The 12,910-nt window shown below is 53.0% G+C and carries 16 protein-coding genes; 8 read left to right on the plus strand and 8 right to left on the minus strand.

The features are described from left to right. Positions 1-148: 148 nt before the first annotated feature. A complete protein-coding gene (locus tag OH144_RS09540; RefSeq protein ID WP_266206072.1) occupies positions 149-1,561 on the plus strand; it encodes an MBL fold metallo-hydrolase in 1,413 nt (470 codons plus the stop codon). Between the two features lie 171 nt (positions 1,562-1,732). Here OH144_RS09540 and OH144_RS09545 read toward each other — a convergent pair whose 3' ends face one another. After that, positions 1,733-2,311 (minus strand): AraC family transcriptional regulator, encoded by a 579-nt coding sequence (locus tag OH144_RS09545; RefSeq protein ID WP_266206073.1) that lies wholly within the window; start codon positions 2,309-2,311, stop codon positions 1,733-1,735. Positions 2,312-2,464: 153 nt separating this feature from the next. Between OH144_RS09545 and OH144_RS09550 the strand changes: the two genes are divergently transcribed. After that, positions 2,465-2,872 (plus strand): hypothetical protein, encoded by a 408-nt coding sequence (locus OH144_RS09550; RefSeq protein WP_266206074.1) that lies wholly within the window; start codon positions 2,465-2,467, stop codon positions 2,870-2,872. Positions 2,873-2,877: 5 nt separating this feature from the next. On the opposite strand, the gene OH144_RS09555 is transcribed toward OH144_RS09550, so the two are convergent. The 3 genes from OH144_RS09555 to OH144_RS09565 all read right to left on the minus strand — a co-directional run bounded on the left by OH144_RS09555 (position 2,878) and on the right by OH144_RS09565 (position 5,280). Continuing rightward, positions 2,878-3,741: a pirin family protein gene (locus tag OH144_RS09555; RefSeq protein ID WP_266206075.1), complete on the minus strand. Its 864-nt coding sequence runs from the start codon at positions 3,739-3,741 to the stop codon at positions 2,878-2,880. 137 nt (positions 3,742-3,878) lie between these two features. Beyond that, entirely contained in the window at positions 3,879-4,619 is a 741-nt protein-coding gene (locus OH144_RS09560) for a hypothetical protein (protein ID WP_266206076.1), read from the minus strand. A 130-nt stretch (positions 4,620-4,749) separates the two neighbouring features. After that, positions 4,750-5,280: a hypothetical protein gene (locus tag OH144_RS09565; protein WP_266206077.1), complete on the minus strand. Its 531-nt coding sequence runs from the start codon at positions 5,278-5,280 to the stop codon at positions 4,750-4,752. Positions 5,281-5,576: 296 nt separating this feature from the next. Here OH144_RS09565 and OH144_RS09570 point away from each other — a divergent pair, with 296 nt between their 5' ends. The 3 genes from OH144_RS09570 (at position 5,577) to OH144_RS09580 (ending at position 7,765) form a co-directional block, all read left to right on the plus strand. Further along, positions 5,577-6,314 carry a DUF72 domain-containing protein gene (locus OH144_RS09570; protein ID WP_266206078.1) on the plus strand — a complete coding sequence of 246 codons (738 nt, stop codon included), beginning with the start codon at positions 5,577-5,579 and terminating at the stop codon, positions 6,312-6,314. A gap of 114 nt (positions 6,315-6,428) precedes the next feature. Continuing rightward, complete coding sequence (locus OH144_RS09575; RefSeq protein WP_266206079.1) at positions 6,429-7,442, plus strand: NAD(P)/FAD-dependent oxidoreductase; 1,014 nt, start codon at positions 6,429-6,431, stop codon at positions 7,440-7,442. Next, entirely contained in the window at positions 7,442-7,765 is a 324-nt protein-coding gene (locus tag OH144_RS09580; RefSeq protein WP_266206080.1) for a 2Fe-2S iron-sulfur cluster-binding protein, read from the plus strand. The genes OH144_RS09575 and OH144_RS09580 overlap by 1 nt, the downstream gene beginning before the upstream one ends. A gap of 83 nt (positions 7,766-7,848) precedes the next feature. On the opposite strand, the gene OH144_RS09585 is transcribed toward OH144_RS09580, so the two are convergent. Together OH144_RS09585 and OH144_RS09590 are read right to left on the minus strand one after the other, a co-directional pair. Next, positions 7,849-8,262, minus strand: coding sequence for a hypothetical protein (locus OH144_RS09585; protein WP_266206081.1), 414 nt, complete (start codon positions 8,260-8,262; stop codon positions 7,849-7,851). Positions 8,263-8,271: 9 nt separating this feature from the next. Then, positions 8,272-9,180, minus strand: coding sequence for a TIGR02587 family membrane protein (locus OH144_RS09590; RefSeq protein WP_266206082.1), 909 nt, complete (start codon positions 9,178-9,180; stop codon positions 8,272-8,274). Positions 9,181-9,342: 162 nt separating this feature from the next. Between OH144_RS09590 and OH144_RS09595 the strand changes: the two genes are divergently transcribed. Both OH144_RS09595 and OH144_RS09600 read left to right on the plus strand, forming a co-directional pair. Beyond that, positions 9,343-9,990: an outer membrane beta-barrel protein gene (locus OH144_RS09595; RefSeq protein ID WP_266206083.1), complete on the plus strand. Its 648-nt coding sequence runs from the start codon at positions 9,343-9,345 to the stop codon at positions 9,988-9,990. 150 nt (positions 9,991-10,140) lie between these two features. Beyond that, entirely contained in the window at positions 10,141-10,812 is a 672-nt protein-coding gene (locus tag OH144_RS09600) for an outer membrane beta-barrel protein (RefSeq protein WP_266206084.1), read from the plus strand. Positions 10,813-10,898: 86 nt separating this feature from the next. Here the strand turns inward: OH144_RS09600 and OH144_RS09605 are convergent, their stop codons facing one another. Both OH144_RS09605 and OH144_RS09610 read right to left on the minus strand, forming a co-directional pair. Beyond that, positions 10,899-11,639 (minus strand): (Fe-S)-binding protein, encoded by a 741-nt coding sequence (locus tag OH144_RS09605; RefSeq protein WP_266206085.1) that lies wholly within the window; start codon positions 11,637-11,639, stop codon positions 10,899-10,901. Position 11,640: 1 nt separating this feature from the next. Continuing rightward, a complete protein-coding gene (locus OH144_RS09610) occupies positions 11,641-12,486 on the minus strand; it encodes a hydroxymethylglutaryl-CoA lyase (RefSeq protein WP_266206086.1) in 846 nt (281 codons plus the stop codon). A 156-nt stretch (positions 12,487-12,642) separates the two neighbouring features. Between OH144_RS09610 and OH144_RS09615 the strand changes: the two genes are divergently transcribed. Further along, complete coding sequence (locus tag OH144_RS09615) at positions 12,643-12,909, plus strand: hypothetical protein (protein ID WP_266206087.1); 267 nt, start codon at positions 12,643-12,645, stop codon at positions 12,907-12,909. Position 12,910 lies beyond the last annotated feature (1 nt).

Below are 12,910 nucleotides of genomic sequence, written 5' to 3' on the forward strand. Positions count from 1 at the left end.
TTCTGCTGAGCTCATAGTCTGGGCGGAAGAATCATATACCTCCTCTTAATGTATAAAGTGAGAAGCCATTTAGGTTGATGAGCAATGTTACTGTAGAAAGCATATATTTTCCCGATATTTGTGCTACCACCAAGGAAAGAACCGATCTATGAAAGTAGAACAGATCTATACAGGCTGCCTGGCACAGGGCGCCTACTACATCGAAAGCAAGGGCGAAGCCGCCATCATCGACCCGCTCCGCGAGGTGAAGCCATACATCGAAAAGGCCGCGAAAGACGGCGCCAAGATAAAGTATGTCCTGGAAACGCATTTCCACGCCGACTTCGTATCGGGCCATGTGGACCTGGCTAAGGCTACCGGTGCCACCATCGTTTTCGGGCCAAACGCACATCCAAAATTTGAAGCACACCTGGCAGAGGATGGCGAGGAGCTGAAGGTGGGTGAGGTTACCATCCGAGTGCTGCACACCCCGGGCCACACCATGGAGTCCACCACCTACCTGCTGCTCGACGAGAACGGCCGGGAGCACGCGATCTTCTCTGGCGACACGCTCTTCATCGGCGACGTAGGCCGCCCGGACCTAGCCGTGAAGTCGGACCTGACCGAGGAGCAGCTGGCGGCGCACCTGTACGATTCGCTCCGCAACAAGATCATGCCCTTGCCGGATGATGTGATCGTGTACCCTGCCCACGGCGCGGGTTCCGCCTGCGGCAAGAACATGAGCAAGGAAACCACTGACCTGCTGGGTAATCAGAAGAACACGAACTACGCCCTGCGCGCCGACATGACCCGCGAGGAGTTCGTGAAGGAGGTAACCGAGGGCTTATTACCCCCTCCGGCTTACTTCCCGTTGAACGTGAAGATGAACCGGGAGGGCTACGCCAGCATCAACGACGTGATGGCGCAGGGCCTGCGGGAGCTGTCGCCGGAGGAATTTGAGGCTACGGCAAACGAAACGGGCGCGCTGATGCTTGACACCCGCAAGCCCGGCGATTTCGCCCAGGGCTTTATCCCCAACGCAGTGAACATCGGCATCGACGGCGGCTTCGCCCCGTGGGTGGGCGCGCTCATTCCCGACATACAGCAACCGATCCTGATTGTGGCGGAGCAAGGCCGCGAAGAGGAGGTGGTTACCCGTTTAGCGCGCGTGGGCTACGACAACGCCATCGGCTTCCTAAAGGGCGGCTTCCAAAGTTGGAGAGACGCAGGAAAGGAAGTAGACACCTTGGTTTCCATACCCGCCACAGAGCTGGCAGCCAAATTTGAGCAGGACAATAGCATCTGCATCGTGGATGTTCGCAAGCCAGGCGAGTACCAGGCAGAGCACCTGGAGACGGCCCTGAGCGCCCCTCTGGATTACCTGAACGAGCACCTGACCGCGCTGCCGAAAGACCGGACGCTTTATATCCACTGCGCTGGTGGCTACCGCTCTATGATTGCGGCGTCTATACTTAGAGCAAGGGGATTCCAAGACATTGTAGATGTGCAGGGCGGATACAAGGCCATCGCCGAAACAAACATGCCGCGCACCAACTTCGTGTGCCCTACCTCGCCCAGGTAATAGCTGTATAAGTATAAAACAGTGAACCCGGCAGAGGCTTATCCTCTGCCGGGTTCACTGTTTTATACCTGTAGTCTTAAGTTGCTACTCTCTAATGCCGTCAAAGGATACACCCACCCCAGCCCCTCCGGGGAGGCGAATTCCTGTAAATTTAGCGATTTAGCTTTGTCGCTAATCCTGCACCTTATCCAACGTTTTCCGCTTCTCGCTCTTAACCTGTTTAAAATGGCTTGGGGTGAGCCCGGTTATTTTTTTGAACTGGTTGGAGAGATGGGCCACGCTGCTGTAGCCCAGTTCATAGGCAATCTCTTTCAGGCTGAGTTCGCCGTATACGAGCAGCTCTTTTACCCGCTCGATGCGCTGCAGGATGAGGTATTTCTCTATCGTTATCCCCTCGAATGAGGAAAAGAGCGAACTGATATAGTTGTAGTCCATCCCCAGCTTGTCGGCTATGTAGTCCGAGGTGTTGATGTGCAGCTCCTGCTCGCCGGTCTGGTGCACCAGCTCAATAATGGCCAGCTTCACCTTTTCGATCAGCTGCGTCCTGCGGTCGTCGAGCAGCTCAAAGCCATTGCTCTCGAGCACCTCCCGCAGTTCCTCCACATTCACCTGAGCGCCATCAGTGGCCAGCTCGGCCTCGCCCAGACCTACCTGCAGCACGGTGTAGCCCAGTTTCTGCAGCTCCTCGGCCACCACACGCTTGCAGCGGTCGCACACCATGTTCTTGATGTATATCTTATTCGTTGCCATACTATAAAGTTAGCTTTTCCGTTTTTAACGCGTGTTCTTCAGGGAGGCAAGGTATGAATTTTATACTTCATCCTTCTTTTTATACTGCATCCATGGCTATATACACTATGTTATATAGGTAAAATGCATAGTTTTGCGCACTATTATAAGACTATGACACCTGCTGAACTTCCGGATTACCTGACTGGCCACATCATCCCAGAGGAAAGCCTGCTGCATATCACCTGGTTGCGGCCCGTAAGCAGCGCCGAGTACCGGGAAGGGATGCGCGCCCTCAAGCAGCTCCTTCTGGACCAGTGCACCCGGCTCTGGCTGGCCGATTCCCGGCTGCTCTCCCACGTCACCTTCGAGGATCAGCAATGGATTCTCAAGGAGTTCATCCCCCTGCTGCTCACAAGCCAGCTGCAAAAGGTGGCACGTGTGGTAAAAGCCGATGTGTTCAGTTACATCTCCTTCGAAAACATGATGAGCAAGGCGCAGGAGAGCTTAAACGTGCACGCGCAAATGGAGCAGTTCACCACCGTGGACTCAGCTCTGGGCTGGCTCCGCATGCAGGATTAAGCCCCTCAATCCTCTATCAGTATCCCCAGCTTGCCCATCTGGTAATCGCGCATGGCCTGCATGATCTCGGTCTGGCTGTTCATCACGAAGGGTCCGCTGGCCACCACCGGCTCCTCCAACGGCTTACCCGCCATCAGCAGCGCCCGCGTGTTTTCCCTGGCCGTTAGGGTAATACCTTCCCCATCCTGGTTAAACAGCACCTGGTGCAGCCCCTCCACCAGGCCAAAGCCTGCTACCTGCACGGCGCCATCCAGCAAGTATAAAAAGGCGTTGTAGTTTTTTGGGAGCGGGAAAGTATGGCTGGCCCCCGCCTGTAGTTCCAGGCGCAGCGCCTGCACCGGAGACTTAGCTCTGATGGGCCCGCTCGCGCCCCCGTGCTCACCTGCCACCACCTGCACGCTTACGCCCGCTGCCGTTACAGTAGGCGTGTCACCGGCCTGCAAGGCGAAATACTCCGGCTGGTCCAGTTTGTGTGCGGCGGGAGTGTTCACCCAAAGCTGAATGATTTCCTGCACCCCTCCCTGCTCCATGATGTCTTTTGGGGGCCGCTCGCTGTGCACGATGCCCCTGCCAGCGTTCATCCACTGTGTACCGCCGGCATACACCACGCTGTTGTTGCCGCGCGAGTCGCGGTGGTGCACCCCACCACGATACACAAACGTGACCGGGGAGAAGCCACGGTGCGGGTGCGGCCCCACACCGGTTTTATGCGGGAGAACGTGCTCCGGCATTTCATGGATGTGGTGGTGCAGCAGCAAAAACGGGTCTATCAGGTCTACCTGTTGTGTGGGGAAAGGCTGGCGCACCGGCATACCGCCCATATCAATGGTATCGGCGTAAAGCAGGCGGGCTACGGTTCTGTTCTTCATGTTCTAAAGCTACCTTTTAAGATATAAAACAAGTCCACTGTGTAGATGTTTTGCGGAACTCCCGAGCCTCCCCAAAAGCAACAGCACCTACTGGTATGGCAGGTGCTGTTGCTTTATCCGTCTATGTAAGTATAAAATCAGTAGTTCGGGTTCCTGTCTCTGTACCCGCCTCTGTCGGTGTTGTTGCCCCTGCTGTAGCGACTTCGGTCGGAGTCGTGAGCGCTTTGTTCATCCCACTTGCTGTTACCGCTGAATGCCTGCTGCTCCCGTGGGTTGCGGTTGCCTCCCAGGTAGTTTGGCTCTCCCCTGTCTGAATGCGTGCTTCTGTCTGGGTGCATAGAGTCATTGCTGTGCCCGCCGCCGTACCCGGACATGGAAACGTAATCATCCACATTGCCACTGTCTCCGCTCATAGAGCCGTAGCGTGAGGAGCCACCGAAGTCGCCGTGGGCGCTGTAGTTGGCGCCACCAAAACGGGAGCCGCTGTAGCCGCTCATCCGGCCGGAGCCATAGCCCTGCTCCTGCTGCGCGCGGCGCTCACGCTCCATGTTGCGCATTTCATCATGGCGACCGGTGTTGCTGCCAAAGCTGGAAAATCCGTAACCTTGGCGAATGTTGCCGAGTTCATGATGGCGGCCGCGTGTGTTCTCATTGTAATTGTCTTCCAGGTCGTAGTCGCGGCTGCGGTAGTTCTGGAAGCGGTTAGCGTCAAAGTCACGCCGGTCGCGGAAATCCCTGGGGTTGTTGCCGTCGCGGTAGCGGTCCTGATACTCCCGCCCGAAATCGCCGTCGCGCGTGTCGCGGTCAAAGTCATACACATCCCTGCCGCTCCAAAGGCCACTGTGGTAGTATCTGTCGTTATCCCTGTCGTTTCTCATAGCTTATGTGTGTTAGTTGTACATCAATTCAATTTATACTTAACGGGGGCAAAGCCGAACGGTTTCCCGGTAAAGCAAAAGGCCCGCTTATGCAGCGGGCCTTTCCGGTATGTAAAAGTATGAACTGTTGCTATCTGCGGCGACCGTCGTTCTCGCTGTAGCGCGATTGGTTAGCCGACCTGAACGGGGCACGTAAAGCCGGCGCATCCGACTTATGATCGTAGGCGCTCCGGAGTTTTTTCTCATCTAGGGTACTGTAGCTGCTGGAGCTATACCTGCCACTGCCCAGCCCTGACTTGGAGTAGCCATAGTTATGGTTTATGAAATCGGTATAGGCCCGGCTGCCGGCATAGCTGCCGTACGTGGGTCTGTTGCTATAATCTGGAAACTCGATGTAGTTTTTATCCATGCTCCCAGACTGGCTGGCGCTATAGCCACCCTTACTGCTGCGGCCGCTGCCGTAGGTAGAGGCGCTGTAGTTGCCACGGCTGTAGTCGTTGCTGTAGCCATGCGTGCCATAATAGTCGTTGCCTCGCATACTGGCGTTATCACGCCCATAGTACGGCCTGCTGCTGGCGGAGCTCATAGGGCTGCTTTCCTTGTTGCTGCCCTCATCGTGCTGGCCAAAAGCGTTACGGTCATTACGAAAGTCTAAGTTCATGGTATGCGGATTTAATTTATAAAACTTCTTACTTAATTAAACGCTTTGGCAAAAAGGCAAGTTCTGCGATTCACTTCATAATCCGGTATGCTTACCCTCAAAAAGACTCTATTCCTTCTTTCTATTGTTTAAACCTTTTCCATATATACGATTTTTACGTATGCTTTAGGATACTTTTTCCGCTTCTTTAGAAGCTGATCCGCCCCCTGAAATAGCTACTGGTTATACTTACAAGCTTTTGGTTTCCGAACAATTGCACTGCTCCGCAGGTATAAGCCCACAAAAAATAGCGGCACATGGAGCAACAGATTCACATCGGCACTTCGGGCTGGCACTACAAGCACTGGGTGGGAATCTTCTATCCGAAAGGCCTACGGCCAAATGCCTTCACGGGTTACTACACCCGCCACTTCCGCACCGTCGAGATCAACAATTCTTTTTATAAACTGCCTTCGGCCGACACGTTTGCCAGCTGGCGCAAGTCCGTTCCGGATGATTTCATCTTCGCCGTAAAGGCCAGCCGCTACCTCACCCACATGAAAAAGCTACTGGAGCCACAAGAACCCCTGAGTCGCTTTTTCTCTGCGGCCAACGCCCTGGAGCACAAGTTGGGGCCGGTGCTCTTTCAGCTGCCGCCGGGCTGGAAGATGAACGCCGGCCGCCTCCGCAATTTCATGGCGCAGCTTCCTCCTTACTACAAGTATACTTTCGAGTTTAGGCATACCAGCTGGTATACGGATGAAATATTGGACCTCCTCCGAAAACATAATGCCGCTTTTTGTATTTATGAACTGGATGGCCATCACTCGCCGCTGCACGTAACGGCCGGTTTCGTGTACGTGCGTCTGCACGGCCCTGGGGGCAAGTACGCGGGCTCCTATACCGAAGAGGCGCTGCAGGGGTGGGCGCAGCAATGTCTGGCCTGGCAGCTGCAGGGGCTGGAGGTATATGTATACTTCGACAACGACCAGCTGGGCTACGCCGCCTATAACGCCCTCAGACTACAGGAGATCGTGCGGCAGAAAAGGCTGTAGGTTTGCACTGGTTAGCTCCTGGAAAGCCTCCGAGAAAGTATAGAAATTACTATGTTAGCTGCCCTTCGGTGGCTACCTTTACCTTGTATTTTATTCGAAAACCTAACATAAACCATGAACAAAATAACAACGGATATATGCATCGTGGGCGCAGGCCCGGTAGGTTTGTTTGCCGTGTTCGAGGCAGGCCTGCTCAAGATGCGTTGCCACGTAGTAGACGCGCTGCCAGCCGTAGGAGGTCAGCTGTCTGAGATTTACCCTAAAAAACCCATTTACGACATACCCGGTTTTCCGGAAATTCTGGCCGGTGATCTTATCAAGAACCTGGAGCAGCAGATTGCACCCTTCCACCCCACCTTTACGCTGGGCGAGCGCGTGGAGGACCTGGAGAAACAGGAGGATGGCTCGTTTATAGTTCGTACGGTGGACGGCACTGAGATTGCCTGTAAGGTGGTAGCGATAGCCGGGGGGCTTGGCTCCTTTGAGCCGCGCAAACCCGCCATCGAGCACCTGGAGAAGTATGAGCGCAAAGGCGTGGAGTACATGGTGCGCGACCCGGAGCAATTCCATAACAAGCGTGTCGTGATAGCCGGTGGTGGCGACTCCGCCCTGGACTGGACCATTTACCTGGCCGGCCTCTGCAAAGAGTTGACCCTGGTGCACCGTGGCACAACCTTTAGAGGCGCACCCGAGTCTGCGGCCAAGGTGCTGAGCATGGCGGAGGAAGGCCAGATAAGGCTTATCCTGAAGTCTAACGTGACGGAGGTGCACGGCGAGGACAACCTGGAAGCTGTGACCGTGATGGTAGACAATGCAGAACCTTACAGGATTGAGGTGGATAACTTCATCCCGCTGTTCGGGCTGGTGCCAAAGCTGGGCCCGATCGAGAACTGGGGCCTGGAGCTGGAAAAGAACGCCATTGTAGTAGATACAGAGGATTACTCTACCAACGTTGAAGGCGTGTATGCTATCGGTGATGTGAACACGTACCCGGGCAAGCTGAAGCTTATACTTTGCGGCTTCCATGAGGCGGCCCTGATGGCGCAGAGTGCCTACAACATCATCTACCCGGACAAAAAATTTGTGTTAAAGTATACGACCGTTAACGGTATTCAGGAGTTACAATAATGGAGGACGCAATCAAGATCTATGTAGAGCAGGAAAGCGGAGAGCGCATCGAGCTCGAGGCACCACTGGACATGAACCTCTCGGTAATGGAAGTGCTGAAGGCGAATGAGTTTCCGGTGCAGGCCGTGTGCGGCGGCATGGCCATCTGCGCCACCTGCCACGTGGAGGTGCTGGAAAGCGGAGAGCTTCCGGAAATGAACGATGACGAAGCTTATATGCTCGAGACCCTGCCCCACGCTACCGAAAGCAGCCGCCTTTCGTGCCAGCTGCGCGTAAACCCCGACCTAGACGGCCTGGTGGTGCGCATCATGCCGGAGGCATAGCGTTTAACTTCTTGTTTTATACTTCAGAAAAGGTGCTGCTACGGCGGCACCTTTTCTGTTTTGGGAGGATGTATAAATCACAACTACGGCTTCTTGTAGCTCACCACTTTCACCACCACCGTGTCTGCGGCCGTGGGATCCTCTTCAAAAATAACCCAGCCCTCCCGCATCGACTCCCGGGGGGCATACGGAAAGTCCAGGTCTGCTGTCTCCACGGCTTTCGCTCCGGTTAGCACTTCCACTTCAAGCTTTACCTCTTCGGCGGTTTCGCCACCTTTGTTGTGCAGCACAATGCGGTAGCGGTAAGGTGCGTGTTCGCTTGGGTCGGCAAAGCTTTCAGCCACCAGATCCGGTGAATTATACTTCTGATGATACGTCTGGTAAACCAGATAACCGATTATACTTAGCATCAGCAACAAACCTAGACTAAACACCACCCACTCAAACCAGTTTTTCCGGTCCTTTATATCGTCGCTATATTCTTCATTTTGTTCCATAAAGCAAACCTATCTAATTAGCAGGCGACCCGCCGATGCGCCCAGCGAGGTAAGCACCCCCAACGTTATACTTTGACTAAAGGCCATCCAGAAACCGATACCATCAAACCGGCCGAAATACCAAAGCATAAAGGCCGCCGCGCCCAGGCCTACCAGGTAGCTGATGCAGGTGTCGAAGGCAATGTTGTAAAGCAGCCCGTTCACACTGCGACCGCCATTGCCTTTGATATCGCTGAAATAAAGTACAATGGTGCTGAGTATGATGGATACCAACGCCATAGCCAGGATGTTGCCGGCTGTAGAGTCCACCGCAATCTTCAGCACCTCCTCGGTAGGAGCCACGTTGCCGCCTACCAGTATAGCACCGCACAGGGCCAGCACCGCACTTCCCAGCTTCGATCTGTAAAGCGAGTCCTTGTTCTCCCGCTCCGCCTGTTCCTTTAGTTTCCGCTCAGTTTCATCGTCATCAACCGTTTCTCCCTCGTTCACTCCCAGCTGCGCCGTTCCCACCGATACGCCAATCGACACTGCCATGGCCTCGATGATCACCTTGCCCATTATTTCGTCGGTCGACATGTGCCCGAACTCAATGCGGTTAAGCATGTAGAGTACCCCGAACGAGAGCAGTAAGCCAATGCCCATCTCCTCCACCGAGTCCACCATAACGCTGCGCCACGACACATCAGGGCGCATGCCGGCAAAACGGTTATAGCCCAACAACAGCAGGTAGGTAACCGCCACCAGCAGCAGCAGTTGCTGTGGTGATGCAATAAAACCCGCCCACCACACCTCCATGGTGTAAAGCAGTGGAAAACTGAACAGCAGTCCGCCAGTTATCCCCCGCGCATACTCCTTCAGCGACTGCCGCAGGGGCCGGTTGTTGCTCGTTACCTTTGAGTCTTGTTTATAATTTGTCACTTCTGAATATTTGGAGGCTTATACGGCAGTGGATCGTTTCAGGCTGCTTTGGGGACAGGTTGAGGTTCGGAAAGCCTTATGCTTAAGGGGTAAATATTGACAAAGCTTAATATTTATATATCTTTGATCACTAAACATCCTTTAAGCCTAAAGAAAACAAACATGAAAAAGCTTTTAGCAGCCGTAGTCTTCGCTTTGATTGGCACTGGCGCCTTTGCGCAGACGTCCCAGGGAACCGTTGTGGTAACAGGCAGCCTTTCCCTTAGAACTTCCACCTCGGAATCCAAACAGAACGATACCATCAGCCATGAATCCAGTGAAACTGCATTCAGAATAGGCCCTACTCTTGGTTATATGCTTGGCAATAACTTTGAGCTTGGTGCTGCTTTGGGTTACACCCATTCAACAACCAAGAATATAAACTTCAACAGTGAGGGAGATAGCAATGAAATGACAACTAAAACAAACGGCTTCGTTATTAGCCCTTATTTGAAAAAGTATTTTATGCTCTCTGAGCAGTTTGCCCTTACCGGCCAACTTTCCGCCGGCCTAGGGGTCTACAAAACCAAGTATGACCCTAACACTAATTACCAGCCGAGAAGCATTTCTTTTACTGCAACGCTAGCCCCTGGAATTACCTATTTCCCTTCTGATAAACTTGGTATAAGTACTGGCCTTGGGGGGCTGCAATATGCGCAGACATTAAAGAGAAAAGAATCCGGTGAGGCCCCTAAGAAGACTAATTCCGAATTACGTATTGGTTTTGAGGATGCACTATTCTTCAGTTTAAGCTATTACATCAACCGCTAATTAAATACCATTTACGTCTGAGCAGGTATCTATTTTCATCGATTATCCTAAATGATGAAGTATGAAAAATTTCACACTGACCCGCTCTTCCCAAAATACTTCTCTTAATTCACCCAGGTATAAATCCTAAATTCCTAAAGAAGACAAACCATGAAGAAATTAATACTTACTACTCTACTCGCCTGCATCGGTTCCGCTGCTCTCGCCCAAATATCCCAAGGTACCGTTGTGGCCTCCGGCTCTCTAAGCTATTATGATCACACTAACACGGCTGAGGACAAAATAAGCTCAACAGACAACAGATCCTTTTCTATTGCGCCGGGGATAGGGTACATGATCAAAGAAAGTCTTGAGGCTGGCATCAGTTTCCGTTTCACTACCTCTACATATGCGTCAAACTCAGCTCATTTGGATGAGTCGGGCAATCGTGAACCATATTCATTCAGTGAGAGCAAGGACAATAGCTTTGCCATTTCCCCTTATTTGAAGAAATACTTTGCTGTTTCAGAGAAAATCGCATTTACCGGCGAAGCATATCTTAGCTTCTCAAAGGGAAACAGCCGCTATAAGTCAGAAATACTGGAGTATAGTAGCACTGAATCTAATAGAAGCAACACGGGATTCGGCGTAGGCATTAGACCAGGTATAACCTTTTTTCCAACCGAGAAGATAGGCTTGAGCGCAAACTTCGGACGTCTAGGATATAATCATACTACGTACAAAAATGAAGAATATAACTTTAAGTCAAAATCCTCATACTTCGGCTTAAGCCTAGATGGTAGCACCCTTACCTTTGGCTTCGGCTACTTCATCAGCCGCTAACCTAGTATAACAAGTATAAAAAGAGCGTCCTGCGCAAGTATAGCTTACGCAGGACGCTCTTTTTATACTTTGGCAGCTATTTATACTTACCAGCCGCTTGCCAGCACGTCGGCGATGTGCATGGTTTTGATCGGTTTGTTCTGTCTTTTGATGTAGGCCTCCAGGTGCATCAGACAACTGCTGTCGGTGGAGACGATGTAATCGGCGCCGGTGGCCAGGGCATTGTCTACCTTTTGCTCGGCCATGGCCGTAGAGATCGCCTCAAACTTCACGGCAAAAGTACCTCCGAAGCCGCAGCAGGTTTCATTATCCTCCATTTCCACCAGCTCCAGCCCGCGCACGTGGCTCAGGAGCTCGCGCGGGCCGGCTTTTATGCCGCACTCGCGCAGTGCGCTGCAGGAGTCGTGGTACGTATACTTGCCTGGCAGCGAAGCCCCCTCAATGCGCGTAATATCCAGCACGTCGGTCAGGAACTCGGTTAGCTCATACACCTTCTTCTGCATGGCCCGGTACTGCACCAGCTTCGACGACTTCACGAAAATATCCTGGTAGGCGTTTCGCACCATGCCTACGCAAGAAGCCGATGGCGCTACAATGTAGTGGGAGGTATCGCTCGTGAAATCCTCCAGGAACTTATCGGCTACTTCGCGGGCCTCATCAAAGAAGCCGGCGTTATAGGCGGGCTGTCCGCAGCAGGTCTGGTTGGGGTTGTAGCGCACATCGCAGCCCACCTTCTCCAGTACCTTCACCATGTTCATGGCCGTGTCCGGGAAGAGCTGGTCCACGAAGCACGGGACGAATATATCAACTATGTGTCTTCTTGCCATACTATAGAAACACCGCCCCGGATTCGGCCATGGCGGCCTGCAGGGCAGCTTTGTTGAGGTGCAAATCTACGCCAATATTTTCGAAGTAGCCTATCATATTTTCGGTGGGCATGTTGCCCACCAACTCGTCCTTGGCCATGGGGCAGCCGCCATAGCCGCGCAGGGCCCCGTCGAAGCGGCGGCAGCCGGCGCGGTAGGCCGCCGCTATTTTCTCTTGCCAGGCAGTGGGCGTGGTGTGCAGGTGCGCCCCAAACTCCATATGCGTAAAAGCCGGGATCAGATGGCTGAACAGATAAGTGATGCTCTCTGGCGTAGCCACGCCGATGGTATCCGACAGCGACACGACTTTTACCTGCAGCCTGTCCAACTCCTGCACGACGCTAATTACCGTCTCCACATCCCAGGGGTCATTGTAGGGATTTCCGAAGCCCATGGAGATATAGGTAACAAGTGTTTTGTTGTGCCGGTGGCAGGTTTCCTGGATCTCGGCCAGCTGCTGCATGGCCTCGGCTATACTTTTGTTGGTGTTGCGCTGCTGAAACGTTTCCGATACCGACAGCGGGAAACCCAGGTAATCTATCTGCGCATACTTGGCGGCCTCTTCGGCGCCGCGGGTATTGGCGATGATGGCGAGTAGTTTGGAAGAGGTTCCGTCCAGCTCCAGTCCTGCCAGCACCTGGGCCGTGTCGGCCATCTGCGGAATGGCTTTGGGCGACACAAAGCTTCCGAAATCAATGGTATCGAAGCCTACCTGCAGCAACTGGTTAATGTACTTTACTTTGGTCTCGGTAGGTATAAAGTCCTTGATACCTTGCATGGCATCGCGGGGGCACTCAATTATTTTCATCGTTTCAGCTTAATTTTTAAAGTATAGCAGGGCTGCCTTTCCCAAAGGTACAGTTATCTAATAAACTAAAAAAGTACAAAGGTATACTTTGATATCCGACTGAGATTAAATAACTTATCTATCAAAAACATACTGTTGCAACAGCAGCAGCCACCCATGATGACGAAGATACGCAGTCGTATAGTGCTGACAGCCGGAGGTGCCGCTGGCCTTGTTGGTCAAACACACGGTCATGTTTGCCAGCGTAAAGGCGCCGCTCCTTATACCTGCCCCTCTTGCAAAAGTATACAGGATGCCAGGCGTAGCGCAAAACAGAATCATACCTCGCCGCCAGGCCGTGGCTTTAACGTATACTCCTCCATGGACCAGTTTGCAGGGCGACCGGCTGCTGAGGCTGCTCCTGGTAATTCTTCTAACATATAAC

The organism is Pontibacter kalidii (genome assembly GCF_026278245.1).
GTDB classification, from domain to species: Bacteria; Bacteroidota; Bacteroidia; order Cytophagales; family Hymenobacteraceae; genus Pontibacter; species Pontibacter kalidii.

Excerpts from the sequence above, each read along its gene's own strand:
- OH144_RS09610 (WP_266206086.1), bottom strand. The coding sequence starts at position 12,486 with ATGAAAATAATTGAGTGCCCCCGCGATGCCATGCAAGGTATCAAGGAC.
- OH144_RS09600 (WP_266206084.1), top strand. The coding sequence starts at position 10,141 with ATGAAGAAATTAATACTTACTACTCTACTCGCCTGCATCGGTTCCGCT.
- OH144_RS09595 (WP_266206083.1), top strand. The coding sequence starts at position 9,343 with ATGAAAAAGCTTTTAGCAGCCGTAGTCTTCGCTTTGATTGGCACTGGC.
- OH144_RS09570 (WP_266206078.1), top strand. The coding sequence starts at position 5,577 with ATGGAGCAACAGATTCACATCGGCACTTCGGGCTGGCACTACAAGCAC.
- OH144_RS09560 (WP_266206076.1), bottom strand. The coding sequence starts at position 4,619 with ATGAGAAACGACAGGGATAACGACAGATACTACCACAGTGGCCTTTGG.
- OH144_RS09565 (WP_266206077.1), bottom strand. The coding sequence starts at position 5,280 with ATGAACTTAGACTTTCGTAATGACCGTAACGCTTTTGGCCAGCACGAT.
- OH144_RS09615 (WP_266206087.1), top strand. The coding sequence starts at position 12,643 with ATGATGACGAAGATACGCAGTCGTATAGTGCTGACAGCCGGAGGTGCC.
- OH144_RS09550 (WP_266206074.1), top strand. The coding sequence starts at position 2,465 with ATGACACCTGCTGAACTTCCGGATTACCTGACTGGCCACATCATCCCA.
- OH144_RS09585 (WP_266206081.1), bottom strand. The coding sequence starts at position 8,262 with ATGGAACAAAATGAAGAATATAGCGACGATATAAAGGACCGGAAAAAC.
- OH144_RS09555 (WP_266206075.1), bottom strand. The coding sequence starts at position 3,741 with ATGAAGAACAGAACCGTAGCCCGCCTGCTTTACGCCGATACCATTGAT.
- OH144_RS09545 (WP_266206073.1), bottom strand. The coding sequence starts at position 2,311 with ATGGCAACGAATAAGATATACATCAAGAACATGGTGTGCGACCGCTGC.
- OH144_RS09540 (WP_266206072.1), top strand. The coding sequence starts at position 149 with ATGAAAGTAGAACAGATCTATACAGGCTGCCTGGCACAGGGCGCCTAC.
- OH144_RS09575 (WP_266206079.1), top strand. The coding sequence starts at position 6,429 with ATGAACAAAATAACAACGGATATATGCATCGTGGGCGCAGGCCCGGTA.
- OH144_RS09580 (WP_266206080.1), top strand. The coding sequence starts at position 7,442 with ATGGAGGACGCAATCAAGATCTATGTAGAGCAGGAAAGCGGAGAGCGC.
- OH144_RS09605 (WP_266206085.1), bottom strand. The coding sequence starts at position 11,639 with ATGGCAAGAAGACACATAGTTGATATATTCGTCCCGTGCTTCGTGGAC.